Origin of the sequence: Curtobacterium sp. MCLR17_039 (assembly GCF_003234745.1) — a bacterium.
GTDB lineage: Bacteria > Actinomycetota > Actinomycetes > Actinomycetales > Microbacteriaceae > Curtobacterium > Curtobacterium flaccumfaciens.
Genome location: NZ_QKTF01000001.1, coordinates 246,300 through 270,475 on the forward strand (window position 1 = coordinate 246,300; position 24,176 = coordinate 270,475).

Here is a 24,176-nt window from a genome sequence, read left to right on the forward strand (position 1 = left end):
TTGGCTTCGAGAACTGTACCAGACGCCGTGGGCGTCACCAAACACCACACTGGAGGCACGGGGCGGCCCCGCCCCGCGCCTCCCGACCGTCAGTGGGTACGGTCCACCGCAGCGGGTGTCGCCGACCAGTCCGCGGACCCGGCAGGGTCAGCCGACGACGACGCGACAGCCCCTGCCGCGGCGGCAGCCGCAGCAGGGTCGCGCGGCAGGTGCACCGTGAACACGGTGTCTCCCGGCTCGCTCGTGACCTCGACCCGGCCACCGTGCGCCTGCACCACCGCGTCCACGATGGCGAGCCCGAGGCCGGTCGACCCGACCGTGCGGGACCGCGAGCTGTCGGCCCGGGCGAAGCGCTCGAACAGCTTCGGAAGGAACTCCGGGTCGATCCCCTGGCCGGTGTCGCGCACGGTCAGGTCGACTCCGCCGTCGACCGGCGCGAGGCCCACCGTGATGCGGGTGCCCTCGGGCGTGTGGGTCCGGGCGTTCGTGACGAGGTTCACGATGACCTGGTGCAGTCGTGCGGCGTCGCCCGTGATGGTCACCGGCTCCGGCGGGACGTCGACCTCGATGGGGTGTTCCGGCGAGGCGGCGTGTGCGTCGTTCACCGCGTCGAGCACCAGGCCGGTCAGGTCGACCTCGGCGAACTGGATCTCGCGGCCTTCGTCGAGCCGGGCGAGGAGCAGCAGGTCCTCCACCATCGAGGTCATCCGGATGGACTCGGACTCGATGCGGCTCATGGCGTAGACGACGTCCTTCGGCAGGTCGCCGCCCATCCGCCGGGTGAGCTCGGCGTACCCGCGGACCGAGGCGAGCGGGGTCCGGAGCTCGTGCGAGGCGTCGGCGACGAACTGCCGCACCTTCTGCTCCGAGCGTTCCCGGGCCTGCATCGCACTGCCGATGTGCCCGAGCATGCGGTTGAACGCGCTGCCGACCCGGCCGACCTCGGTTCGGGGGTCGGTGTCGGGCACGCGGACACCGTCGAGGGCGTCGCTGCGGTCGAGCGGCATGCGCGCGACGGTGGACGCGGTCTCCGCGACGCGCTCGAGCGGTCGGAGCGACTGCCGGACCACGAACGCGGCGACGACCGAACCGGCGACCAGTGCGGTCGCCACGACGGCGAGGACGACCCCGAAGAGCTTCCAGACGCTGTCGTAGACGGGGGCCATCGGGAGCCCCACGACCAGGACGGCCGGGCCGACGTTGACGGCGGCGAGGCGGTACCGCCCGACGTCCGAGCCGAGGTCGATCGTCTCCGGGTCGGCGTCCACGCGGACGGACCCCAGTGCCTCGGCGCTCGTCTGCGGGACCCCGCTCGGGCGGCCGTAGTCGTCGAGCACGTTCGCGATGACGACCTGCCCGTCGACGAAGTACGCGGTCAGGGTTCCGGCGGCCTGCCCGGACGGTCGGGACAGGTCGATGCTCGGCTGGCCCGACTGGTTCTGCTGCAGGTACCGCTGCGCCCGGTGGGTGGCGCTCGTGATCTGCTTGTCGATCGCGCTGGTCTGGATCGAGGCGAGCGCGATGATGCTGGCCGCCCCGATCACCGCGCTGACGGCGACGACGAGGGCGACGATGCTCAGGACGAGCCGGCGCCGCAGGGTCACGAGGTCGGCTTGATGACGTACCCGACGCCTCGCACCGTGTGGATCATCGGGGTCTCACCGGCGTCGATCTTCTTGCGCAGGTAGGAGATGTAGATCTCGACGACCGACGACTTGCCGCCGAAGTCGTACGACCACACGCGGTCCAGGATCTGCGCCTTCGACAGCACGCGGCGGGGGTTCCGCATCAGGAAGCGGAGCAGCTCGAACTCGGTGGCGGTCAGTTCGATCGGACGGCCAGCGCGGTGCACCTCGTACGACTCCTCGTCGAGCACCAGGTCGCCGACGACGATGCGGGAGTCGCCGGCCTCGGAGATCGAGATCTGCGAGCGGCGGATGAGCCCGCGCAGACGCGCCACGACCTCCTCGAGGGAGAACGGCTTGGTGACGTAGTCGTCACCGCCCGCGGTGAGTCCGGTCACGCGGTCCTCGACCGAGTCCTTCGCGGTGAGGAACAGCACCGGGGTGTCGTCGTTGTTCTGCCGCAGCCGGCTGAGCACCTGCAGCCCGTCGAGGTCCGGCATCATCACGTCGAGCACCATCGCGTCGGGCTTGAACTCCCGCGCGGTCGTCAGGGCGTCCTGGCCGCCGTTCGCGCTCTTGACGTCCCAGCCCTCGTAGCGGAGCGCCATGGACAACAGGTCGGTGAGGCTGGCTTCGTCGTCGACGACCAGGATGCGCAACGGGGTTCCGTCGGCACGCGTGAGGCGCGGGGCTGCTGCGGGCTGGGAGATGGTCACGTCTTCGAGTATCGAGAAGTTCCTATGAGTTGTCTGTGGCACGGCCCAGTGCGTTCTGTGGATTGAGGACACGTCCACGTGTGCCGCTCCGTACGTTGGGAGCATGTTGCGATCTGCAGCCTGGCCCCCGTCGGCCCGGCACCTGGACACCGCGCGGATCGAACGGACGACCGGGAGGCCCGGCTCGACACCGACGGACCGCCTCGCGGTCGCGCGAGCGGTTGCCGCCACCACCCCACCCCTGTCCGCCGGGACGGCCGGCGGGTTCTTCGGCACGCTCGCCGCGGTCGCCGCGGCGGACGTCGCCACCGCCCGCACCGTGGAACCGCACCTGGACGCGCTCGGGATCCTGGCACAGGCCGGGGTGGACGCCGCGGACGGCTCGACCTGGGGTGTCTTCGCCGCCGAGGGCCCGGGCCTCCGGCTCGATGCCGCGCCCCAGAACGACGGCACGGTCCTGCTGCACGGCACGAAACCGTGGTGCTCGCTCGCCTCGACGCTCTCGCACGCCCTGGTCACCGCGCACCTGGGCGACGAGCGGGTCCTCGTCGCCGTGGACCTGCGACAGCCCGGCGTCACCGTGCACGACGACGCCTGGGTCGCACGCGGCATGCCGGACGTGCCGAGCGGACCGGTCGACTTCGACGGCGTCCGGGCACGAGCCGTCGGCGATCCCGGTTGGTACCTCGGCCGTCCCGGCTTCGCCTGGGGCGGCATCGGCGTCGCGGCCTGCTGGTGGGGCGGTGCGGTCGGGCTCGCCCGGGTGCTCCGCGAGACCGCGGCCGCACACCCGGAGTCCGAGCTGCTGCAGGCCGCCCTCGGCGCCACCGTGACCGACCTCGCCGACGCCGAGGACGCCCTCGCCGACGCCGCCGCCCGGATCGACGGGTCCGACCCGGGTTCCGACGACACCGACTGGCGGTTGCTCGCCCAGACCGTCCGGTCTCGGGTGCGCCGATCGGTCGACGCCGTGCGCGAGCGGGTGGTCGCCACCATCGGCCCGGCTCCGCTGACCGCCGACCGCGCCGTCGCCGCGCGGGTCGCCGACCTCGAGCTCTACGTCCTGCAGGACCACGGAGCCCGCGACCTGGCCCGGATCGGCCGCATGGTGCTCGAGCGGGGCGGTGTCGCGTGGTGAGCTTCGACCACCGCGAGCCGGGCACCGACCCGGCGGCGTGGACGGGGTTCCTCGACGGCCTGAACGCACCGGCGATCGACCTGGCCGGCACCGGATCGGTGGTGGTCGTCGCGCCCCACCCCGACGACGAGACCCTCGGCGCCGGTGGGCTGATCGCGGCCGCTGCAGCGGCCGGCGTCCCCGTGCACGTGCTGCTGCTCACCCGCGGCGAGCGCTCCCACCCGGACTCCCCCACGACGACCCCGGAAGCACTCGCCGCCGCCCGTGACGACGAGTTCGTGGCGGCCCTGCGCACCCTGCACCCCGACGTGACGTCGACCTCGGTGGGGATCCCGGACGGCGCGACCCGCGAACACCGAGACCGTGTCGTCGACACCCTCGACACGGTGCTCGCCGGCGCCGCCCACCCCGTGCTGCTCGTCGCGCCGTGGCGCGGGGACGGGCACCGCGACCACCGCATCGCCGGCGAGGTCGCCGAGGCCGCCGCGGCGAGCGCCCCCGACGTCGACCTGCTCGCGTACCCGATCTGGGCCTGGCACTGGGACGACCCGGACCGTTCCGTCGCCCCGTGGGACGACGTCAGGGCCCTGTCGCTGCCCGACGACCTCGTCGCCCGGAAGCGTGCCGCCCTCGGCGCCTACCCGTCGCAGACCCGGCCCCTGTCGCCGGCGCCGGGGGACGAGGCGATCGTCGACGACCGGCACGCCGCCCACCACCTGCGGACGACGGAGTGGTTCTTCGCACCGGGGCCCGCCCCGTCGCGGTCTCGCGAGTCGTTCGACGCCCACTACGACCGGAAGCCCGAGGGGTGGGACTTCGACGGGTCCTGGTACGAGCAGCGCAAGCGGGCCGTGACGCTGGCGGCGCTCCCCCGCCTGCGCTACCGGTCGGCGCTCGAGCTCGGATGTGCCACCGGGGTCCTGACGGCCGCCCTCGCAGAACGCGCGGACGACGTGCTCGGCACCGACATCTCGGCGGCACCGCTGGAGCGTGCTGCCCACCGTGCCCCGACCGCGCGGTTCGTGCAGGCGGCCCTGCCGGCGGAGTGGCCGGACGGGCGCTGGGACCTGGTGGTGATGTCCGAGGTCGGGTACTACCTGTCGCCCGCCGACCTCGACGCGACGATCGACCGTGTGCTCGGGTCGCTCGATGACGACGGCGTGCTCGTGGCCTGCCACTGGCGGCATCCCGACGACGAGGCCGTGTCGAGCGGTGACGCGGTGGACGCGCGGCTGACCGAACGATGGCCGCGTCCCGCTCTGCTCCGGCACGTGGAGGAGGACTTCGTCCTGAGTGTCCTTCCCGGCCCGGCGGTCACCTCGGTGGCCCGGGCCGAGGGGATCATCCGGTGACGCGACCGGAATCACGTGCACGCATCGACGTCGTCGTCCCCGCGCACGACGAGGCGGATCGGATCGCCGCGTGCCTCGATGCGCTCCTGGTGGCCGTCGACCGGCTCGCCGCCGAGCGACCCGGAGTCGACGCCGCCGTCACGGTGGTGCTAGACGGTTGCACGGACGGCACCGCTTCGGTGGTCGCGCGGTACCCGGTCGACGTCCTGACCACGGACCGTGTCGGGGTCGGTCGGGCACGGACGATCGGGGCGACGCACGCCCTCCGTGCGCACGACGGCGACCCGGCGGCCCGGTGGCTCGCCCACACCGACGCCGATTCCCGGGTGCACGAACGGTGGCTCGTCCAGCAGTGCGACGCCCTGGCGTCCGGCGCGCAGGTGCTCGTCGGCGCCGTCGTCCCCGACCCGGACGACCTGGCGCCCGTGGTGCTCGACCGCTGGACGCTGGCGCACCCGCCCGGTGCTGCCCTCGGCCACGTGCACGGCGCGAACCTCGGCGTGCTCGCCGCGGCGTACGTCAGCCTCGGCGGGTTCGACCCCGTGCCCGAGCACGAGGACGCGCGGCTGGTGGCCCGGGCGCGGGCGCTCGGCTTCCGGGTGGACGCCACCGTCGACCTGCCGGTGGTGACGAGCGGGCGTTTCTCCGGCCGGACCCCCGGCGGGTACGCGGAGCACCTGCGCCAGCGGTACGGCGACGTCGGCTGATGCGCCCTTAGCCGGCACATAGGTGCGCGATGGGTCGGTCATCGACAGCGTGCCTAGGTTCTCCTCCGTCGGCCCCGCCGCGTGCTCTGCGCGGCCGGTGACCCCAGCCGGCCACCACCGAGGAGAACCATGTTCCTGACCTACCTCAGGCGCGAACTCACGAACCGCAAGAAGCAGACAGTCATCATCGCGATCGGGATGGCCCTGGCCATCGCCCTCGTGGTGATCGTGTCGTCGATCTCGGGTGGCGTGCAGGCAGCGCAGTCGAGCGTCCTGCAGTCCGTGTACGGCGTCGGCACCGACATCACCGTCACCAAGACCGCGACGGCGTCGACGAACGGCGGGCGTCCGAGCTTCGACTTCGGCAGTCAGGGCGACAGCGACGACGACAGCGGTTCGACCGACCTGTCGCAGTCGCGGCTCGCGGTCGCGCGCGGCACGAGCACCCTGGACGCCGCGAACCTGTCCACGATCACGAGCACCGACGGCGTCAAGGCCGCGACCGGTGTCCTGACCCTCGAGAACAGCACGTTCTCCGGCCAGGTCCAGCAGCAGTCGACCGACGACAGCAGCAGCGACTCCAGCAGCGACAGCACGACCCAGCAGGGTCCGCCGAGCGGGGACACCGGCGGTGGCGGCGGGTTCGGCGGTGGGTCGTTCAGCGTCGACTCGTTCACGGTGACCGGCATCCCGGTGTCCGGCGCGACGGTCGGTCCGCTCACGAGCACCGAGCTCACGAAGGGGCGCACCTTCGCCGCGAAGGACGCGGGCAAGGACGTCGTCGTGCTCGATGCGTCGTACGCGAAGAGCGAGTCGAAGGCGGTCGGCGACACCGTCGACATCGGCGGCACGGACTTCACCGTCATCGGCATCGTCAGCTCCACCGGCTCGGCCTCGACCACGGGCTCGAACACCTACATCCCGCTCGACACCGCACAGGCGCTGGCCGACCTCGACGGCAAGGTCACCTCGATCTACGTCTCCGCCGAGTCATCCTCCGACGTCAGCACCATCAAGTCCGCACTGCAGGCGAAGCTGACGAGCGCCACCGTCTCCACCGAGGCCGACCTGGCCTCGAGCGTGTCCGGGTCGCTCAGCACCGCGTCGAGCCTCGTCTCGAACCTCGGCAAGTGGCTGTCGATCGTCGTGCTCGCCGCGGCGTTCCTCATCGCGATCCTCTTCACGATCTCCGGCGTGACCCGCCGCACCCGCGAGTTCGGGACCCTCAAGGCGCTCGGCTGGTCGAACGGCCGCATCACCCGACAGGTGGCCGGCGAGTCCCTGGTGCAGGGCCTGATCGGCGGCGTGCTCGGCGCCGCGGCCGGCCTGATCGGCATCCTCGTCGTGAACGTCATCAGTCCGACGATCTCGGCAAGCGCCTCGAGCACGACCGGCGGGGGTGCCGGTGGCGGTGGTGGCATGCCCGGCGGCGCAGCGACCGCGGCCGCGGGCAGCGGCACGACGGGCGGTGCACCGGCCGGGGGCTTCGGCGGCGGCGCGAGCACCGCGTCGACGACCGACGTGGTCCTGCACGCCCCGGTGACCGTCGAGATCATCCTGCTGGCGATCGGCCTGGCGATCCTCGGCGGCCTCATCGCCGGCGCGCTCGGCGGCTGGCGGGCGAGCCGGCTCCGTCCGGCCGAGGCGCTCCGGAGCGTGGCCTGATGCCCGGCCGCACCGACACGACCGAATCGACGACAGGAGCAACCGTGACCAGCACCGACACCGCGACCGGCGAGGCGGAGGCGAGCCGTGCCTCCAGTCCGATGTACCGGCTGACCAACGTCAGCAAGACCTACAAGCAGAAGAACCGGACCGTCACCGCCCTGACGAACGTCCACCTGACGATCCCGCAGGGGCAACTCGTGGCCGTCCAGGGGCCGACCGGCGGCGGGAAGTCGACGCTGCTGCAGATGCTCGGGGCGCTCGACCGGCCGAGTGCCGGGTCGATCCACCTCGGTGGCGACCGCGACGTGGCGAAGCTCGGCGACGGCGCGCTGACCGACCTGCGGGCGACCGAGATCGGCTTCGTGTTCCAGAGCTTCAACCTGATCCCGACGCTGACGGCCCTCGAGAACGTCGAGACGGCGTTCGCGGGGTCCCTCGCGAACCGGTCCCGGAGCGAGGTCCGCGAGCGTGCGGTCGCTGCCCTCCGCGAGGTCGGACTGGGTGAGCGGATGGAGCACCTGCCGGCCGAGCTGTCCGGCGGACAGCAGCAGCGCGTGGCGATCGCCCGGGCGCTGGTGAAGAACCCGAGCGTGCTGCTCGCCGACGAGCCGACGGGTGCGCTCGACGAGTCGACCCGCGACGAGATCATGGCGCTCATCGAGAAGCAGTGGCGGGGCTGCGGGGTGGCAGGGCGTCCGCGCGCGTTTCGCGCTGAGCGACAGTCCACGCGTCCGGCGGCGCGTGGACTGTCGCGCAGCGCGTGAGGACGCCGCCGCCCCGGCGCGGCAGACGCCGCCGCTACCCGGCCACCGGGTAGTCGCAGTACGCGAACCACGCCGAGTCGGGGGCCCACGGCGGCACGTTGACCGTCCCCTGCCCGCCGTCGAGGGCCACCAGGGTCTCGGGCCGGACCGCGATCCGTGCGCCGCGGACGAGCGAACCCGGCAGCAGCCGGAGTTCGACGCGGTGGTCCGCCGGGTGGCCCTGCACGCCGGGCTCGTACGACAGGTAGAGCAGGTGCGCGCCGTCCGGCGACAGGTGCGGGAACCAGTTCACCCGGTCGTCGTTCGTCAGGCGGACCGGGCTGTCGTGCCCGGGCCAGCGCACGGCCAGCTGCGCGGTGCCGGGGGTGAACCGCTCCGTGTTCCAGAGCAGGATCCCGCCGGCCGGACTGATGGTGCAACCGTCGTCGGGGTGCTCGTCCCGCGTGACGAACGTCGGCTCGCCGGTCTCCGGGTCGACCATCGCGACGTCGGTCGTCCAGACGCCGTCCTCGGACAGCTCCCCCACGATCGCGGCGAGGGCGCTGCCGTCGGGGGCGATGCCGTGCAGGTAGAACTTCCGCTTGGTGGGCAGGGCCGCTGCGACGTCGGTGATCCGGGTCGCGGGACCGCCCTCGGGCAGCGGGACGCGGTAGAGCTCGCCGTCGCGGGCGCTCACCACGATGGAGCTGCCGGACGGCTCGAGCACGTGGTCGTTGTTGATCTCGTCGACGCCGTCCATCGGCACCGGCACGAGCGCCGTCTCGTCGAGCACGGTGCCGGTGCCGCTGTCGGCCGACGGCAGCCGCAGCAGCCACAGGTCGCCGTCGCCGTTGAGCACCAGGGTCTCGGCGTCCAGGACGTTCGGCGCCTCGACGAGCACCGTGGCCGACTCGAACACGAGCCGCGAGGTGCGGGATTCGACGTCGTACACGTGCACGCGGCTGGTCTGTCCGGGCAGCAGCTGCCGCCCTCGGGTCTCGTCGCTCATGGTTCCATCCTGTCGGTCGTCGGGTGGTCGTGGTCGGGGTCGGTGGGGTCGGTGGGGAACGGCAAAACACCGGTGTTCACGCTGCGCACCGCGTCATGCGGGGGCGTCGAGCGCGAACACCGGTGTTTTGCGGAAGGGGCGACCGCCTACTTCACGGCACCGGCGGTCAGGCCGGCGACGAACTGGCGCTGGACCACGAGGAACGCGGCCACGACCGGGATCGACACGACGAGCGACGCCGCCATGACCTGGTTCCAGTACACGTTCGTCTGCGTCGAGTACTGCTGCAGACCGACCGCCAGGGTCGAACCGAGGCCGTTCGTCATGACCGAGGCGAAGAGGACCTCACCCCAGGCCGTCATGAACGAGTAGATCCCGACCGCCACCAGACCCGGGCGGGCCGACGGCAGGATGACCCGGAACAGCGCACCCATCGGGCCCGAACCGTCGACCATCGCGGCCTCGTCGAGCTCACGCGGGATGGTCTCGAAGTACCCGGCCAGCATCCAGATCGAGAACGGCAGCGTGAAGGTCAGGTACGTGATGATCAGGCCGAGCCACGACCCGACGAGCTGGATGCCCAGGGTGTTGCCGAGGTTCGTGAAGATCAGGAACAGCGGCAGCAGGAACAGCACGCCGGGGAACATCTGCGTGGAGAGCACCGCGGTGGTGAAGGTGCTCTTGCCCTTGAAGTTCCAACGCGAGACACCGTAGGCGGCGAACGTCGCGATGATCAGCGAGAACACCGTCGCCACCGTACAGACCACGAGCGAGTTGATGAAGTACCGGCCGAGCGGCACCGTCGACCACATGTCGATGAACGGCTGGAAGGTGATCCTCGACGGGATCCACGTGAAGTTGTCCTGCACGTCGCCGAGGGGCTTGATGGCCGTGGTGATCATCACGTAGAGCGGCACGACCGTGAACAGCGTCAGGACGACCAGGGTGATGATCTTGAAGGACTTGGCGCCAGTTGTCTCACGCACGGACGGACCTCCGGTTGGTCACGGCGAGGTAGATGCCGGTGACGACGAGCAGGAAGAGCAGGAGCAGGACGCTCATCGCGGCACCGGAGCCGAAGTTCCAGGTGATGAACGACGCGTTGTAGATGTGGAAGCTCAGCAGGTCCGCGGCGGGCGGCTGGGCGGTCGAGCCGAACAGCACGAACGGCGTGTTGAAGTCGTTGAACGTCCACAGGAACATCACGAGCACGAGCGTCACGTTGACCGGGCGGACCATCGGCAGCGTGATCGAGCGCCACTGGCGGAACGGCTTGGCACCGTCGACCGAGGCTGCCTCGTAGACGTCGTTCGGGACGGACTGCAGACCGGCCATGAGCATCAGGAACGCGAACGGCCAGGTCTTCCAGATCGCGACGACGACGACGGCCACGAAGGCGTTGTTGCCGATGAGCCAGAAGGGGGCGTCCCCGCCGAACAGGTGCAGCTGGTCGACCAGCAGGTGGTTCAGGGCCCCCGAGTCACGCTGGAACATGAACTTCCAGGTGATGACGCCGGCGTACATCGGCAGCGCGTAGGGCACGAGGAACAGGGTGCGGAAGAGCCCGCGTCCGGCGAACGGCTTCTGCAGCGCGACCGCTGCGGCCATGCCGAAGGTCCAGGAGAGCCCGACCACGAGGACCGTGAAGGCGCACGTGATGAGGAACGAGTTGAGGACCCCGCGGCCGATCGCCTGGTCGAAGTCGACGACGACCTGGTAGTTCCGGAACCCGGCGAAGGGCGCGGCCCCCCAGTTCGCGATGAAGTACTTGGTGAGCTGGATGAACGAGATCCAGATGCCGGTGAGCATCGGGACGATGTGGATGAGCAGCTCGAACAGGATGGCCGGCGCGACGAGCGCGTAGGGCAGCCAGTGGGTCTTGCGCTTGCGACCTGGCGGACGGCCCGACATCGTCGGGGCCTTCGTGTGCGTCAGGTCGATGCGCTCCGAGTCGGGCAGGACCGTCGTGGACATCTGATGGGCCTTTCGGCAGGAGGGGCGTGCAGGTGCGGTCCGCGCGGGGCGTGGCAGCGGCCGGGAGGCGCGGGGTGCGTGGGGCGTCAGCCGCACGGCCGACGCGTGGTCGGCCCTGGGGCGTCCGCCTCACGGCCGACGGGTGGTCGGCCCTGGAACGTCAGGGGCTGGAGGCCCGGGCGCGTCCGGCGGACGCGACCCGGGCCTCCAGGGTGGATCAACCGGCGGCCTGGGACACCTGGTCCTGGGCGGTCTGCAGTGCCGACTTGATGTCGGCCTCGGAGACCTTGGAACCGGTCGCGATCTTGGCGAACATGTCGTTCATCGCCTTGCCGACCGTGGACTCGAACTGGTCCTCGGCGGGCACCAGCGGGAGCGGCTTCGCCTTGTTGTTGTAGATGTCGAGGAACGTCTTCGTCTGCTCGTCCGTGACGGAGTCAGCAGCCTCGGCGAGCACCGGCAGAGCCGAGTACGGCTTGTCCAGCGTCGTCTGCGTGTCCATGCTCGTCATGTACTTGACGAACTTGAGCGCGCCGTCCTTGTTCTTCGTGTTCTTGAAGACCGACAGGTTGATGCCAGCCGGGAACGAGGCGATCTGCTCGCCACCGCTCGGAGCGGGCAGCGCCACGACGCCGTACTCGTCCGACTTCATGCCGAGCGACTCGATGGTCGCGTTCGCGTTGTTCTGGTTGAGGATGAACGCGGCCTTCTTCTTCGCGAAGTCCGTGGTGGACTGCGTCGCGTTGTCGTACTGCGCGTTCGACAGGTTGGCGACCTTCGAGTCCTGCATCAGGTCGAGGTAGCGCTTGATGCCGTCGACGTTGGCCTTCGAGGTGAAGGTCGGCTTGCCGTCCTTGTCGAACCACTCGCCACCGTTCTGCGCCGAGTTGATGAACGCGAAGTGCGAGTTCTCGGTGTACGAACCACCCGCGAGGCTGAAGCCGTAGGTGTCACCCTTGGTCAGCTTCTCGGCGTCGGAGACCATCTCCTCCCACGTGGTGGGCGGGGTGATGCCGGCGTCCGACAGCATCTTCTTGTTGTAGTACAGGCCGTAGGCGAGGCCGTAGAGCGGGACGCTCGTGACCGTCTTGTCGGGCGCGCCACCGGTGGACAGGGCGACCTTGCCGAACTTGTCCTCGCCGCCGATCGCCTTCATCTCAGCGTCACCGAACTCCTGGAAGGCGCCGGTGGCCTGGAGCGAGGTCGCCCAGGTGTTGCCGATGTTGACGACGTCCGGGCCCTGGCCCGAGGTGACGGCGGTCTGGATCTTGTTCTGCAGGTCGTTCCAGCCGATGACCTGGAGGTCGACCTTGATCCCGGTCTCCTTGGTGAACTTCTTGAGGACGGGGGTCAGCACCTCCTTGTCGTTCTGCAGGGACGTGCCCTGGTTGGACGCCCAGTAGGTGAGCGTCTTGGAGTCGCCGGAGTCGCCGGACGATCCGGAGGAGCAGGCTGCGAGGCCGGACACGGTGAGTGCGGCGGCCGCGGTGATGGCCAGTGCGCGGATGGCAGTGCGCATGACTCTCTACTTTCTCGTCGTTGAGATGGTGCAGGGGATGGTGCAGAGGTGGAGCTGGTGCTGCGGATGGTGCTGGTCGGGTGCTGCTGTGGGTTGCGGGCAGCGCCCTGGCGGTCAGGCCAGGGTGCGTTCCGCGGGGTCCCAGCCCTCGGGGAGGGTCGGGGAGGGCGACACGGTGCTCTCGACGAGCACCGCCTCGCCACGTTCTGCCGCCTCGGCGATGGAGACCATCACGTCGAGGACGTGGAAGGCGAGCGCACCGGGGACGCGGTTCTCGTCGCCGGCCCGCAGGGAGCGGGCCAGGTCGACCACGCCGGTGCCGCGCGAGTAGGTGGAGCCGACCGCGGGGATCGTCTCGGGCTCCTCGGAACCGAGGGCGTACAGCTCGGTGTCGCCGTCGAAGTTGTTCGGGTCGGGGAACACGACGGTGCCGGTCTCCCCCGCGATCTCGACGAAGCCGGTGCGGCCGCGGTCGGACTCGAACGAGAAGACACTCTGCGCGCTGCCGCCGTTCTCGAACTCGATCAGCGCGGAGTGGTTCGTCGGGACGTCCACCGGGAACTCGGTGCCGGCCTTCGGCCCGGAGCCGATGGTGCGGGTGGCGCGGGACTTCGACGCCGTCGCCGTGACCTTCTTCACCGGTCCGAACGTCTGGACGAGGGTGGTGATGTAGTACGGGCCGATGTCGAACAGCGGACCGGCGCCGTACGCGAAGAGGAACTCGGGGCTCGGGTGCCACGACTCGGGTCCGGGACTCTGGAAGAGCGTCAGGCCGTTCAGGGGGGTGCCGATGCGGCCTTCGCGGATGGTGCGGAGCGCGGTCTGCAGGCCGGCGCCGAGGAACGTGTCCGGGGCGACGCTGACGGTCTTGCCCGCGGCGGCCGCGGCGTCGCGGAGCTCGGCGGCGCTGGCACGGTCGAGAGCGTAGGGCTTCTCGCCCCAGACGTGCTTGCCGGCGGCCAGGGCCTGCAGCGCGACCTCGACGTGGGCGGCCGGGATCGTCAGGTTCACGACGATCTCGATGTCGTCGTCGGCCAGGAGCTCCTCGACGGTGCCCGATCCGGGGACGCCCCACTTCTCGGCCTGGGCGGCGGCGCGCGGCAGGTCGATGTCGGCGATGAAGCGGACCGTCACGTCGGGGAAGACGGTGAGGTTCGACAGGTACTGGTCCGAGATGACCCCGGCGCCGATGACGCCGACGCCGACGGGGCCGGTGCGGGTGCTGCTGTCGGTCGCCGTTGCGGCAGCGGTCGTGGTGTCGGTCATGCGCGGGCCCCCTCGAGGAACGTGTAGGAGTCGGCGACGGCCTGGAAGACGTCACCCTCGTGGTCGTCGAGCTCGACGACGTGCAGTGCGTCGGGCGCCGCGGCGATGATCTCGCGGATCGGCATGATGCCGTTGCCGACGGCGACCTGCTGCTTGTCGTCGTGCGAGCCGTCGCCGTCCTTGACGTGCAGGAACTGGACCTTGTCGCCGTACTTGCCGATGACCGCGACCGGGTCGTCCCCGCCGACCTGCACCCAGTAGGTGTCGAGCTCGAGCACGACGTCGTCGGACAGGGCGTCGGCGAAGACCTCGTAGGCGCTGACACCGTCGATGCGGTTCGAGAACTCGAACGCGTGGTTGTGGTAGCCGAGCAGCAGGCCGTGGTCGGCGGCGCGCGGGGCGAGGGCGCTGAGTTCGCGGGCGATCGCCTCGACGTCCTCGCGGGTGGTCCAGCGGGACTCGTCGATGTGCGGGTCGATGAGGGTCCCGAAGCCGAGGGTGGTGGAGGCGTGGAAGATGCGCTCGAGGTCCTGCTCGCCGGCGTCCAGCAGACGGGCGTGGCCGCTCGGGGCGGCGAGGCCGGCGTCGCGGAGGGCGGCGGCGAGTTCGTCGGCGTTGTCGACGAAGCCGAAGGCCTCGACGTTCGTGTAGCCGATGTCGGCGATGCGCTGCAGGGTGCCGGGCAGATCAGCACTGAGGGCATCGCGGACCGTGTAGAGCTGGACCGAGAGCGGTTGGGTCACCAGGGGTTCTCCTCGTCGAGATGGTGCGGTCGTCACTGACCGATCGTCACACTACGAGCACTTTTGTCGGCGGTCAAGCAGAAGTCCGAGGAATGTCGACGGACTTCATTGCGTGGCGCGAACGATGTGTGCTTCACTCCCCACATGGTCGACTTGAACCGGACGGCAGCGTCGCCTCCGGTCGGGACGAGCGAGCTCTTCCAGATCCTCCGCGACGGTGTGCCGCGCACCAGGGCCGAGCTCGCCGCACTGACAGGACTCGCACGCTCCACCATCGGCGTGCGCCTCGACTCCCTGATCGACATCGGGCTGGTCGGCGCCGTGGACACCGCCGTCTCCACCGGCGGCCGTCCGCCCGCCCAGGTGGCGCTGAAGCCCCGCGCCCGCCTGGTGATCGCCGCCGACCTCGGCGCCTCGCACGGTCGCGTCGCCGTCACCGACCTGGTCGCGGCACCGCTCGCCACCCGCGAGGCCCGGATCGACATCGCCGCCGGTCCGGTGCCGACGCTGTCCTGGCTCGTCGAGACGATCGACGACCTGCTCGCCGAGGTCGGGCGCAGCCGACAGGACGTCATCGCGATCGGGATCGGGGTCCCCGGGCCCGTCGAGTTCTCCACCGGCCGCCCGGCCAACCCGCCGATCATGCCCGGTTGGGACGGCTTCGACGTGCCCTCGTGGCTCCGTCAGCACATCGCCGCCCACGTGCTGCTCGACAACGACGTCAACATCGCGGCCCTCGGTGAGCGGGAGCACGGCTGGCCGGACGTCGACCACCTGCTGTTCGTGAAGGTCGCGACCGGCATCGGGTCCGGCATCGTCTCCGAGGGCCGGCTCCAGCGCGGCGCCCAGGGCACCGCGGGTGACATCGGCCACGTGCGGGTCTCCCGCGCCGGCGACGTCCCCTGCCACTGCGGCAACACCGGCTGCCTGGAGGCCGTGGCCTCCGGTCCGGCCATCGCCCGCGCACTCCGCGCGAAGGGGCACGACGTACACACGGGTGCGGACGTGATCGACCTGGTGAACCGGTCGGACCTCGACGCGATCTACGCCGTGCGACAGGCCGGTCGCGACATCGGCGAGGTCCTGGCGACCTGCATCTCGCTCATCAACCCGTCCGTCATCGCACTCGGCGGCTCGATCACGCAGGCCGGTGAGCACCTGCTCGCCGGCGTCCGCGAGGTCGTCTACTCCCGCTCGATGCCCCTGGCCAGTGAGCACCTCGTCATCGTGCAGTCCCGCGCCGGGTCCCTCGCCGCGCTGCAGGGGGCTGCGGCCCTCGCCATCGGGTACGCCCTCTCCCCCGCCGGCGTCGACGAGCTGGTCGCGTTCGCCGAGGGCCGCGAACTGGTCTCCTGACGCACACCCGCGGTCGCGTGAGCGCGTCGGTTTCGGTCTTGCCGGTGGTCGGGGGGACAATCGTCGGGTGACGATCGTGCAGCCCACCCTGTGGGGCGACCTGGACCCCGGTCTGGAGTCGTCCGCGCCGGTCCCGGCTGCGCGTGATGCGTTCACCGCCCTGCGCGGCCACACCGAGCGCATCGTCGCGCACTCCTCGGACCGCGTCGCCTGGCTCCGCGCCCGCGCCATGGGCATCACCGCCACCGACGTCGCCCGGCTCGCCTCGCTGCGCGCCGTCGACGCCGTCGTCACCGACAAGCGCTACGGATCCCGCTTCTCCGGCAACGCGTTCACCGAGCACGGCAAGGACCGCGAACCGGTCATCGCCGCCTGGGTGGCCGCCACCCACGGCATCCAGCCCTCGGCGCACCTGTTCCACGCCGCTGCGAACCGCGCCCACCTCGCCACTCCGGACGGCGTCGGGGTCGACGAGTCATCCCGCGTGGTGCTCGCCGAGATCAAGACCACCGGCAAGGCCTGGCGGAGCATCCCCCGGCACTACCTCCGGCAGATCTGGTGGCAGCAGTACGTGCTCGGTGCCGACCGCACCCTGTTCGTCTGGGAACGCCACGACGGGTTCGTACCGGTCGCCGACGAGCCCGAATGCCGCTGGGTCGACCGCGACGACGACCAGATCCGCGGGCTCGTCCAGCTCGCCGACCTGGTGCTCGACAAGCTGCGTGGCTTCCGCTCCTAGCCCCTAGACCTTCACCAGTCGCAGCCGGCTCATCCCGACGACGAGGATGCCGAGCAGGGTGATCGAGACCGCGATCCCGACCACGTAGATCGCGACGACGCCGTAGCCCTGCGCCGGATCGAGGAACGGGTACGGCACCCACCCGTCGGTCGCGCCACGGACGAGCACCACGGTGGTCCAGACGGCCGGGTAGAGCAGGAACCACCACACGTGGCGGAGCAGCAGCCGCGCACGGTCCGAGAACAGCAGCCAGTCGAGCACCGCGTACACCGGGATGATCTTGTGCACGATGTCGTTCGACCACGGCACCGAGGCCGACACGTTCGCGCCCGTGAGCAGTGTGTTGTAGACGATGCCGGTCGTCGCGATGTACACCGTCGCGGCGCCACGGAGCACCGAGACGGCGAGGTCCGCCCGCTTGCGTCGGACTGCGGCGACGAGCGTCACCGCGAGGGCCACGGCGACGATCAGGTTCGACTGGATCGTGAAGTAGCCGAAGAAGTTCCAGAACGAGTAGGTCGGGGTCTGCGAGCTCTCGAGCCACTGCGCCACGACCGCGACGACGATGGCGATGACGGCGATCAGTCGGAGCGAGTTCACGAGGGTGCGCACGGCACCACGCTATCGGGACACGCGCCCCACATGCGGAAAGGACCCGCACCGTTGCCGGTGCGGGCCCTTCCATGAGTCCGAGGACTCGTGAGTCAGTGGACTCAGATGCTGTTGACGTCCAGCGGGATGCCGGGACCGAAGGTCGTCGAGACGGCGCCCTTCATGACGTAACGGCCCTTCGAGGACGACGGCTTGAGGCGGTTGATCTCCTCGAGCGCGGTCGAGATGTTCTCGTCGAGCTGCTCCGGCGTGAACGAGGCCTTGCCGACGACGAAGTGCACGTTGGCGTGCTTGTCGACGCGGAACTCGATCTTGCCGCCCTTGATGTCGTTGACGGCCTGCGCCACGTTCGGGGTCACGGTGCCGGTCTTCGGGTTCGGCATGAGGCCACGCGGGCCGAGCACCTTACCGAGACGACCGACCTTGCCCATGAGCTCCGGGGTCGAGACGGCGGAGTCGAACGAGGTGTAGCCCTCGGCGACCTTCGCGATGAGCTCGTCGCCACCGACCTCGTCGGCACCGGCGGCGATGGCGGCCTCAGCAGCCGCACCCGTCGCGAAGACGATGACGCGGGCGGTCTTGCCCGTGCCGTGCGGCAGGATGACCGTGCCGCGGACCATCTGGTCGGCCTTGCGGGGGTCCACGCCGAGCTTCAGCGCGACCTCGACCGTGGAGTCGGTCTTCGAGGAACCGGTCTCCTTGGCCAGGGCGACGGCCTCGGTCGGGGTGTAGAACTTGTCGGCCTCGATCTTCGCGGCCGCGGCCTGGTAGGCCTTGGACTTCTTCGCCATGGTGGTCTCCTTGCGAGATACGTGGTTGGCGAGCCGGCGAGGCTCTCCCACGGAAAGGTGTCTGGTGGTGGGCCGGAGCCCGATCGGTGCTTAGGCCTCGACCGTGATGCCCATCGAGCGTGCGGTGCCGGCGATGATCTTCGCGGCCTGCTCGATGTCGTTGGCGTTCAGGTCGGCCTGCTTGGTCTCGGCGATCTGACGGACCTGGTCCATCGAGATCTTCGCGACCTTGACCGTGTGCGGGGTCGAGGACCCCTTCTGCACACCAGCAGCCTTCTTGATGAGCTCGGCGGCCGGCGGGGTCTTCAGGACGAACGTGAACGAACGGTCCTCGTAGACGGTGATCTCGACCGGCACGACGTTGCCACGCTGCGACTCGGTCGCGGCGTTGTACGCCTTGCAGAACTCCATGATGTTGACGCCGTGCTGACCGAGCGCCGGACCGATCGGGGGGGCCGGGTTGGCGGCTCCCGCGTTGATCTGCAGCTTGATCAGGCCCGTGACCTTCTTCTTCGGTGCCATGACTTGTCTTCCTCCTGGAATCGAACACACGGGGATCCGTGCACTCTCCCGCTGGTCCGGCCGTTCCGGACAGCGGTGAAGGCCCGCTCGCACGAGGCGCGCGGGCCCAAACCCGTTCAGTGTAGTCGATCTCGGTGATCGCTACATCTGGGTGGTCGCTAGAGCTTGGTGACCTGGTCGAAGCTGAGCTCGACCGGGGTCTCGCGCTCGAACAGCGAGACGAGGACGGTGAGCTTGCCGCTCTCCGGCTTGATCTCGGAGATCGAACCCGGCAGGCCCGCGAACGAGCCTTCCTTGATCGTGATCGTCTCGCCGATCTCGAAGTCGACCTCGGCTGCGGGCTGCGCCTGCAGGCCACTGCCCTTCGCGCCACCCTTGGTCGGGGCGGCCTCGGCGACCTGCACGAGGGACTTGAGCATGCCGAACGCCTCGTCGAAACGGAGCGGCGTCGGGTTGTGCGCGTTGCCGACGAAGCCGGTGACGCCCGGGGTGTGCCGGACGACGGACCACGAGTCCTCGTTGAGGTCCATGCGGACGAGCACGTACGAGGGGATCCGGACGCGGGTGACCAGCTTGCGCTGCCCGTTCTTGATCTCGACGACGTCCTCCATCGGGACCTCGACCTGGTAGATGTAGTCCTCCATCGACATCGAGACCATGCGGTTCTCGATGTTCGACTTCACGCGGCGCTCGAAGCCCGCGTAGGAGTGGATGACGTACCACTTGCCCGGCTTCATCCGCAGCTCGGCCTTGAAGGCCTCGTACGGGTCGACCTCGGCGGGCTCGTCGTCCTCGTCCTCGGCGTCGAGTGCCTCGTCGGCGGCGAGCGTCTCGTTCGCCTCGGCGGCGGTCTCGGACTCGAGTTCGACTTCTTCCTCGTCCTCGACGGCCTCGACGGCGGCCTCGGCCTCGTCGGTGGAGTCGATCTCGAGGGCGTCGTCCACGACGGCGTCGGCCTCGGGGTCGCGGGCTTCCTGCAGGGCCGTCAGTGCTTCGTCGAGGCCTGCGTCGACGGTGCCGTCGTCGGGCTCGGAGCTGAGGCCGAGGGACTCGTCGTCGTCGCCCTCGATCGAGATCGCACGCTCTTCAGCGGACTCGACGGAGCGTCCTTCGCCGGTCTCGACGTCGCCTTCCTGGTTCTCCTCGACCTCGGAGGACTGCTCGGCAGCCGTCGCGAGGTCGATGTCATCGCGGGAGTTGTCAGACACAGTCGATTCTTTCCGTTCGGTGGTTCGGGTCGGGTTGGCGTTCGTTCACGGTCACGAGCGACGCCGTCACGATCGACGCCGTCTCGGGCGACCGTACTCCTCGAGGACGACCGCACACGGCAGTCGACGTCAGGGTCAGGCCGTGGGCCCGTTGCCGAAGACGTACCCGACGCCGAGACCGAACACGAAGTCGAGGATCGACACCAGGATCATCATGACGACGACGAACACGAGCACGACGCCCGTGTAGCTGAAGAGTTCCTTGCGGGTCGGCGTCACGACCTTGCGCAGTTCGCCGATCACCTGACGGATGAAGAGCACGATGGCAGCGATGGGCCCGCGGCGCTCGGCCCGGTCCTGCTTCGCCTTGGCGACGACGTCGTCCGCCGTCGTCTCCATGTCTTTGCTCGCCAACTTCTACCCTTCCAGAGTTGCAGGGCGGACAGGACTCGAACCTGCAACCTGCGGTTTTGGAGACCGCTGCTCTACCAATTGAGCCACCGCCCTTCGCAACACGGTTCGTCACCGATCCGCGTTCCAGTGGACGAGTCTACGGGAGTCCGTCACACGGTGTCCACTTGGCCCCTCCCACGGCGTGCCGCGCCGGTAGGCTGGACCCCGTGAGCACCGCAGCCCCAGGCCCCGAGTCCACCGCCCACGTGTCCGTCGACACCCTCGCCACCGCGCCGGCCGATCGTCCGCGCATCGCGTCCCGCATCGCGGCCATCGCCGAGTCCGCGACGCTCAAGGTCGACGCGAAGGCCAAGGCGCTCAAGGCCGCCGGGCGGCCGGTGATCTCGTTCGCCGCCGGCGAGCCCGACTTCGCGACCCCGCAGCACGTGGTCGACGCGGCCGTCGCTGCCGCGCAGGACCCGAAGAACCACCGGTACACGCCCGCGACCGGCCTGCCCGAACTCAAGCAGGCCATCGCCGACAAGACCGCCCGGGTGTCCGGCATCACCGTCGAGCCGTCGCAGGTCATCGTCACGAACGGTGGCAAGCAGGCGGTCTACCAGGCGTTCCAGACCATCGTCGACGCCGGTGACGAGGTCCTGCTGCCCGCGCCGTACTGGACCACCTACCCCGAGGCCATCCGGCTGGCCGGCGGCGAGCCGGTCGAGGTCTTCGCCGGCAGCGACCAGGACTACCTGGTGACGGTCGAGCAGCTCGAGGCCGCCCGCACCCCGGCGACCAAGGCGCTGCTGTTCTGCTCGCCGTCGAACCCCACGGGCGCCGTGTACTCCGCCGAGCAGACCCGGGCCATCGGCGAGTGGGCGCTCGAGCACGGCATCTGGGTGATCAGCGACGAGATCTACCAGGACCTGGTGTACGACGGGGTCCGTTTCGCCGGCATCCTGGCCGAGGTCCCCGCCCTCGCCGACACCACGATCCTGGTGAACGGCGTCGCGAAGACCTACGCGATGACCGGCTGGCGCGTCGGGTGGTTCATCGGCCCGACCGACGCCGTCAAGGCCGCGTCGAACCTGCAGTCGCACCTGTCGTCGAACGTCTCGAACGTGTCGCAGCGCGCCGCGATCGCCGCCCTGACCGGTCCCCAGGAGCCCGTCGCCGCCATGCGCGAGGCCTTCGACCGCCGACGGAAGGCCATCGTCGACGGCCTCAACGCGATCCCGGGCTTCCGCACGCCGACCCCGCAGGGTGCCTTCTACGTCTACCCGGACGTCACCGCGCTGCTCGGTCGCGAGTGGGCCGGCACCACCCCGACGACCACGCTCGAGCTGGCCGACCTGATCCTCGAGCACGCCGAGGTCGCGGTCGTGCCGGGTGAGGCCTTCGGCCCCTCCGGCTACCTGCGCCTGTCGTACGCGCTGGGCGACGACGACATCGCCGAGGGCGTCGCCCGACTGGCGGCGTTCTTCGCGTAGACCTCGGGAACACAGAACGGGCCACCTCGTCGAGGTGGCCCGTTCTGTGTGCCGGGAGGCCCGTGGTGCGTCGTGCTCGTCCGTCCCGTCGCGCGGACGATCAGCCGAGCAGGTCGCCCACCACGACGGGTTCCGGGACGAGCGATACCCCGAAGCGGTTCAGGACGGTCACCTGCACGAACCGTGCGAGCTCGGCCACCTGCGCGGCCGTCGCCCCGCCGCGGTTCGTCAGCGCGAGGGTGTGCTTCGACGAGATCGCCGCACGGGAGCCCGGCACCGCGTAGCCACGGTGGACGCCGGCGTGCTCGATGAGCCACGCGGCACTGAGCTTGACGTCGTCACCCGCGGGCCAGCGGGGCGCGTCCGTCGGCAGGGTCTCGGCGAACGCCGGCGAGACGATCGGGTTGGTGAAGAACGACCCGGCGCTCCAGGTGTCGTGGTCGTCCCCGTCGAGCACCATGCCCTTCGAGCCGCGCAGCCGCAGGACCTCGTCGCGGACGGTCGTGGGCGGCACGAGCGCACCGAGCTCGACCCCGAGCGAACCGGCGAGCTGCGCGTACCGCACGGGCACACCGTGCTCCCCCGCGAGCCCGAGCCGGAACTCGACCGTCAGCACGACACCGCGCCGACCGTGCTTGAGGGTCGACGTTCGGTAGCCGAGCGCCAGCTCGGCTGCGGGGACCCACGCGCGCTCCCCCGTGGCCGCATCGAGGAACTCGACGCGGGTGAGCACGTCGGCGAGTTCGACCCCGTAGGCGCCGATGTTCTGCACCGGGGACGCACCGACCGTGCCCGGGATGCCGCTGAGGGCCTCCAGGCCGGTCCAGCCGTTCGCGACGGTCGTGGCGACGAACGGGTCCCACGGTTCCCCCGCAGCGACGCGCACCGTGACGCCGTCGGCGTCGCGGTCGGCGTCGACGCCCGTCGTCCGGATCAGCACGACGGTGCCGTCGAAGCCCTGGTCGGCGACCAGCAGGTTGCTGCCGCCGCCGAGGACGAGCCACTCGTGGTCGTCGAAGGCGTCGAGCGCGTGGGTGACGAGCTCGTCGGTCGTCGTGGCCGTGAGCAGCCGGGTGGCGGCCCCGCCGACGCGGAGCGTCGTCAGGTCGGCCAGCACCGGCTCGGACACGGTCAGCGGAACACCACCGTGACCTGCGCCTTGCCGAGCACGGTCTGCCCGGCGGCGGTCACGGTGAGGTCGATGCGCTTCGGCCGGCCGTCCTCGTCGACGGTGCCGACCTTCGCGACGATGCCGACGGTGGCACCCTGCTCCGGGTCGACGACGACGGGGCGCGTGAAGCGGACGCCGTAGCCCGCGACCCAGCCGCTGTCGCCGAGCCACTCGGCGACCGGCTGCACGGCGATGCCCATCGTGAGCATGCCGTGGGCGAGGACACCGGGCAGACCGACCGAGGCGGCGACGTCGTCGCGGTAGTGGATCGGGTTGAAGTCGCCCGAGGCGCCGGCGTACCGGACCAGCGAGTCGCGCGTGATGTGCACGTCACGCTCGGCGACGACGGTGCCGACCTCGAGCGCGGTGGCGGGTGCGGCGGTCATGCGTCGTCTCCTCGGACCACGAGGGTGGAGGTCGCCGTGACGACGTGCTCCCCCTCGGCGTCGTTCATGGTGCTCTGGGCGGTGACCATCGCGTTGCCGCCGAGGGTCTTCACGCTGGTGACCGTCAGGGTCGCGGTGAGCTCGTCACCGGCGACGATCGGCCGGTCGTACGTGAAGGACTGCTCGCCGTGGACGACGCGGGAGAAGTCGATGCCGGCGTCGGGCTCGTTCAGGAGCTGCGCGAGCGTGGCCTCCTGCACGACGACGGCGAACGTCGGGGGCGCGACCACGTCGTCGTACCCGGCGGCACGTGCGGCGCCCGGATCGTGGTGGACGGGGTTGGTCGCGAAGACCGCACGCGAGAACTCGCGCACCTTCTCGCGGCCGACCAGGTAGGGCTGGGCCGGCGGGAACGTCCTGCCGACGAGCTCGGGGTTCACTGACACCACGGCAGTCTACCGAGGCCCGTCCGGAGGCCGGTGATCGATGAGAACGCTTCAGCTAGACTGTCTGAGACCGATTCGGGGGAATCGGAGCGTGCCGTGCGGCACGGGTTCGTTCGGGACGGGGAGGGCCGATGGACACCACGACGGAGTTCGCCGTGCACACGGGAGACCGGTGCACCGCCATGGAGGTCGCGGCCGCCGCGCTGCGCCGCACGGGCCACCACGTCGAGTCGACGGGTGGCACGATGACCGCGACGGCGGGCAGCCGCACGCTCACCATCCTGCTCGGTGCGCTCGTGCAGCCGGCCCGGGAGTACCGCCGGTACGAGCTGTCGACGGTCGTGGACGGTGCCACCACCACGATCACCCTGCGCCGGGCCGGGCACGGCACGGCCGTGTCGGGCGGCAGCATCGGGGCGAACCGGCGACGGGCCGCCTGGCAGCACGTCACCGCCGCGGTCGAGGACGCGTTCCGTACGGCCGGGGTGCTCGCGACGCGCACGGACACCGGCTCCCACCGCACGCAGTAGGCCGGCCCGACGGCCTCCGGCGGGTGGCCGCGCGGCGCACCGCCACAGGAGCGGTCACCGGGGACCCGG

The 24,176-nt window shown here is 70.5% G+C and carries 25 protein-coding genes and 1 tRNA gene; 9 read left to right on the forward strand and 17 right to left on the reverse strand.

Going from position 1 to position 24,176, the window contains the following annotated elements; translation table 11 throughout:
• Window positions 1-89: 89 nt before the first annotated feature.
• Window positions 90-1,604: a cell wall metabolism sensor histidine kinase WalK gene (locus DEJ00_RS01095; protein WP_051596890.1), complete on the reverse strand. Its 1,515-nt coding sequence runs from the start codon at window positions 1,602-1,604 to the stop codon at window positions 90-92.
• A complete protein-coding gene (locus DEJ00_RS01100; RefSeq protein ID WP_017888661.1) occupies window positions 1,601-2,341 on the reverse strand; it encodes a response regulator transcription factor in 741 nt (246 codons plus the stop codon). The genes DEJ00_RS01095 and DEJ00_RS01100 overlap by 4 nt, the downstream gene beginning before the upstream one ends.
• Before the next feature lie 103 nt (window positions 2,342-2,444).
• Between DEJ00_RS01100 and DEJ00_RS01105 the strand changes: the two genes are divergently transcribed.
• The 5 genes from DEJ00_RS01105 (at window position 2,445) to DEJ00_RS01125 (ending at window position 7,970) form a co-directional block, all read left to right on the forward strand.
• Window positions 2,445-3,479 (forward strand): acyl-CoA dehydrogenase family protein, encoded by a 1,035-nt coding sequence (locus DEJ00_RS01105; protein ID WP_111056166.1) that lies wholly within the window; start codon window positions 2,445-2,447, stop codon window positions 3,477-3,479.
• Complete coding sequence (locus tag DEJ00_RS01110) at window positions 3,476-4,831, forward strand: bifunctional PIG-L family deacetylase/class I SAM-dependent methyltransferase (protein WP_258373477.1); 1,356 nt, start codon at window positions 3,476-3,478, stop codon at window positions 4,829-4,831. The genes DEJ00_RS01105 and DEJ00_RS01110 overlap by 4 nt, the downstream gene beginning before the upstream one ends.
• Window positions 4,828-5,538, forward strand: coding sequence for a glycosyltransferase family 2 protein (locus DEJ00_RS01115; RefSeq protein WP_258373478.1), 711 nt, complete (start codon window positions 4,828-4,830; stop codon window positions 5,536-5,538). Before DEJ00_RS01110 ends, DEJ00_RS01115 begins: the two co-directional genes overlap by 4 nt.
• 129 nt (window positions 5,539-5,667) lie before the next feature.
• Window positions 5,668-7,203 (forward strand): ABC transporter permease, encoded by a 1,536-nt coding sequence (locus DEJ00_RS01120; protein WP_111056169.1) that lies wholly within the window; start codon window positions 5,668-5,670, stop codon window positions 7,201-7,203.
• A 101-nt stretch (window positions 7,204-7,304) separates the two neighbouring features.
• On the forward strand, window positions 7,305-7,970 hold the full coding sequence (locus DEJ00_RS01125) for an ABC transporter ATP-binding protein (RefSeq protein ID WP_258373489.1): 666 nt from the start codon (window positions 7,305-7,307) through the stop codon (window positions 7,968-7,970).
• 34 nt (window positions 7,971-8,004) lie between these two features.
• On the opposite strand, the gene DEJ00_RS01130 is transcribed toward DEJ00_RS01125, so the two are convergent.
• The 6 genes from DEJ00_RS01130 to DEJ00_RS01155 all read right to left on the reverse strand — a co-directional run bounded on the left by DEJ00_RS01130 (window position 8,005) and on the right by DEJ00_RS01155 (window position 14,460).
• Complete coding sequence (locus tag DEJ00_RS01130) at window positions 8,005-8,958, reverse strand: biopolymer transporter Tol (protein WP_111056170.1); 954 nt, start codon at window positions 8,956-8,958, stop codon at window positions 8,005-8,007.
• A gap of 146 nt (window positions 8,959-9,104) precedes the next feature.
• Window positions 9,105-9,944, reverse strand: a complete 840-nt coding sequence (locus DEJ00_RS01135) for a carbohydrate ABC transporter permease (RefSeq protein ID WP_017888647.1) — start codon at window positions 9,942-9,944, stop codon at window positions 9,105-9,107.
• Entirely contained in the window at window positions 9,937-10,932 is a 996-nt protein-coding gene (locus DEJ00_RS01140; RefSeq protein WP_027466372.1) for a carbohydrate ABC transporter permease, read from the reverse strand. Before DEJ00_RS01140 ends, DEJ00_RS01135 begins: the two co-directional genes overlap by 8 nt.
• A gap of 217 nt (window positions 10,933-11,149) precedes the next feature.
• Window positions 11,150-12,451, reverse strand: a complete 1,302-nt coding sequence (locus DEJ00_RS01145) for a sugar ABC transporter substrate-binding protein (RefSeq protein WP_071247367.1) — start codon at window positions 12,449-12,451, stop codon at window positions 11,150-11,152.
• 114 nt (window positions 12,452-12,565) lie between these two features.
• Complete coding sequence (locus DEJ00_RS01150) at window positions 12,566-13,717, reverse strand: Gfo/Idh/MocA family protein (RefSeq protein WP_111056171.1); 1,152 nt, start codon at window positions 13,715-13,717, stop codon at window positions 12,566-12,568.
• Complete coding sequence (locus DEJ00_RS01155) at window positions 13,714-14,460, reverse strand: sugar phosphate isomerase/epimerase (protein ID WP_111056172.1); 747 nt, start codon at window positions 14,458-14,460, stop codon at window positions 13,714-13,716. The genes DEJ00_RS01150 and DEJ00_RS01155 overlap by 4 nt, the downstream gene beginning before the upstream one ends.
• Before the next feature lie 144 nt (window positions 14,461-14,604).
• On the opposite strand from DEJ00_RS01155, the gene DEJ00_RS01160 reads away from it, so the two are divergent.
• Both DEJ00_RS01160 and DEJ00_RS01165 read left to right on the forward strand, forming a co-directional pair.
• Window positions 14,605-15,816: an ROK family transcriptional regulator gene (locus DEJ00_RS01160; RefSeq protein ID WP_110863395.1), complete on the forward strand. Its 1,212-nt coding sequence runs from the start codon at window positions 14,605-14,607 to the stop codon at window positions 15,814-15,816.
• Window positions 15,817-15,883: 67 nt separating this feature from the next.
• The gene (locus DEJ00_RS01165; RefSeq protein ID WP_111056173.1) at window positions 15,884-16,555 is read left to right on the forward strand and encodes a YqaJ viral recombinase family protein; all 672 of its coding nucleotides are present in this window, start codon (window positions 15,884-15,886) and stop codon (window positions 16,553-16,555) included.
• Between the two features lie 3 nt (window positions 16,556-16,558).
• Here the strand turns inward: DEJ00_RS01165 and DEJ00_RS01170 are convergent, their stop codons facing one another.
• The 6 genes from DEJ00_RS01170 to DEJ00_RS01195 form a co-directional block, all read right to left on the reverse strand.
• A complete protein-coding gene (locus DEJ00_RS01170; RefSeq protein WP_071247379.1) occupies window positions 16,559-17,167 on the reverse strand; it encodes a Pr6Pr family membrane protein in 609 nt (202 codons plus the stop codon).
• Window positions 17,168-17,268: 101 nt separating this feature from the next.
• Window positions 17,269-17,958: a 50S ribosomal protein L1 gene (rplA, locus tag DEJ00_RS01175; protein WP_017888639.1), complete on the reverse strand. Its 690-nt coding sequence runs from the start codon at window positions 17,956-17,958 to the stop codon at window positions 17,269-17,271.
• Window positions 17,959-18,048: 90 nt separating this feature from the next.
• Window positions 18,049-18,480, reverse strand: a complete 432-nt coding sequence (rplK, locus tag DEJ00_RS01180; RefSeq protein WP_017888638.1) for a 50S ribosomal protein L11 — start codon at window positions 18,478-18,480, stop codon at window positions 18,049-18,051.
• A gap of 158 nt (window positions 18,481-18,638) precedes the next feature.
• Window positions 18,639-19,688 carry a transcription termination/antitermination protein NusG gene (nusG, locus tag DEJ00_RS01185; RefSeq protein ID WP_071406319.1) on the reverse strand — a complete coding sequence of 350 codons (1,050 nt, stop codon included), beginning with the start codon at window positions 19,686-19,688 and terminating at the stop codon, window positions 18,639-18,641.
• Between the two features lie 135 nt (window positions 19,689-19,823).
• Window positions 19,824-20,087, reverse strand: coding sequence for a preprotein translocase subunit SecE (gene secE / locus DEJ00_RS01190; protein WP_371830607.1), 264 nt, complete (start codon window positions 20,085-20,087; stop codon window positions 19,824-19,826).
• Window positions 20,088-20,122: 35 nt separating this feature from the next.
• Window positions 20,123-20,195, reverse strand: a tRNA-Trp gene (locus tag DEJ00_RS01195).
• 152 nt (window positions 20,196-20,347) lie between these two features.
• Between DEJ00_RS01195 and DEJ00_RS01200 the strand changes: the two genes are divergently transcribed.
• Window positions 20,348-21,574 (forward strand): pyridoxal phosphate-dependent aminotransferase, encoded by a 1,227-nt coding sequence (locus tag DEJ00_RS01200; RefSeq protein WP_071247383.1) that lies wholly within the window; start codon window positions 20,348-20,350, stop codon window positions 21,572-21,574.
• 100 nt (window positions 21,575-21,674) lie between these two features.
• On the opposite strand, the gene DEJ00_RS01205 is transcribed toward DEJ00_RS01200, so the two are convergent.
• From DEJ00_RS01205 to DEJ00_RS01215, 3 genes are read right to left on the reverse strand one after another with little or no spacing between them, the layout of a single operon-like run.
• The gene (locus DEJ00_RS01205) at window positions 21,675-22,703 is read right to left on the reverse strand and encodes a UDP-N-acetylmuramate dehydrogenase (protein ID WP_111056174.1); all 1,029 of its coding nucleotides are present in this window, start codon (window positions 22,701-22,703) and stop codon (window positions 21,675-21,677) included.
• 2 nt (window positions 22,704-22,705) lie between these two features.
• Entirely contained in the window at window positions 22,706-23,131 is a 426-nt protein-coding gene (locus DEJ00_RS01210; protein ID WP_027466539.1) for a MaoC/PaaZ C-terminal domain-containing protein, read from the reverse strand.
• Window positions 23,128-23,577: a MaoC family dehydratase N-terminal domain-containing protein gene (locus tag DEJ00_RS01215; protein WP_111056273.1), complete on the reverse strand. Its 450-nt coding sequence runs from the start codon at window positions 23,575-23,577 to the stop codon at window positions 23,128-23,130. Before DEJ00_RS01215 ends, DEJ00_RS01210 begins: the two co-directional genes overlap by 4 nt.
• A gap of 131 nt (window positions 23,578-23,708) precedes the next feature.
• Here DEJ00_RS01215 and DEJ00_RS01220 point away from each other — a divergent pair, with 131 nt between their 5' ends.
• Entirely contained in the window at window positions 23,709-24,107 is a 399-nt protein-coding gene (locus DEJ00_RS01220; RefSeq protein WP_111056175.1) for a hypothetical protein, read from the forward strand.
• Window positions 24,108-24,176: the final 69 nt, after the last annotated feature.

Bases quoted from the DNA above. Each gene is read 5' to 3' on its own strand.
- DEJ00_RS01125 (WP_258373489.1), top strand. From the start codon at position 7,305: ATGTACCGGCTGACCAACGTCAGCAAGACCTACAAGCAGAAGAACCGG.
- DEJ00_RS01140 (WP_027466372.1), bottom strand. From the start codon at position 10,932: ATGTCCACGACGGTCCTGCCCGACTCGGAGCGCATCGACCTGACGCAC.
- DEJ00_RS01160 (WP_110863395.1), top strand. From the start codon at position 14,605: ATGGTCGACTTGAACCGGACGGCAGCGTCGCCTCCGGTCGGGACGAGC.
- DEJ00_RS01150 (WP_111056171.1), bottom strand. From the start codon at position 13,717: ATGACCGACACCACGACCGCTGCCGCAACGGCGACCGACAGCAGCACC.
- rplK (WP_017888638.1), bottom strand. From the start codon at position 18,480: ATGGCACCGAAGAAGAAGGTCACGGGCCTGATCAAGCTGCAGATCAAC.
- DEJ00_RS01105 (WP_111056166.1), top strand. From the start codon at position 2,445: ATGTTGCGATCTGCAGCCTGGCCCCCGTCGGCCCGGCACCTGGACACC.
- DEJ00_RS01120 (WP_111056169.1), top strand. From the start codon at position 5,668: ATGTTCCTGACCTACCTCAGGCGCGAACTCACGAACCGCAAGAAGCAG.
- DEJ00_RS01130 (WP_111056170.1), bottom strand. From the start codon at position 8,958: ATGAGCGACGAGACCCGAGGGCGGCAGCTGCTGCCCGGACAGACCAGC.
- secE (WP_371830607.1), bottom strand. From the start codon at position 20,087: ATGGAGACGACGGCGGACGACGTCGTCGCCAAGGCGAAGCAGGACCGG.
- rplA (WP_017888639.1), bottom strand. From the start codon at position 17,958: ATGGCGAAGAAGTCCAAGGCCTACCAGGCCGCGGCCGCGAAGATCGAG.
- DEJ00_RS01145 (WP_071247367.1), bottom strand. From the start codon at position 12,451: ATGCGCACTGCCATCCGCGCACTGGCCATCACCGCGGCCGCCGCACTC.
- DEJ00_RS01210 (WP_027466539.1), bottom strand. From the start codon at position 23,131: ATGACCGCCGCACCCGCCACCGCGCTCGAGGTCGGCACCGTCGTCGCC.
- DEJ00_RS01220 (WP_111056175.1), top strand. From the start codon at position 23,709: ATGGACACCACGACGGAGTTCGCCGTGCACACGGGAGACCGGTGCACC.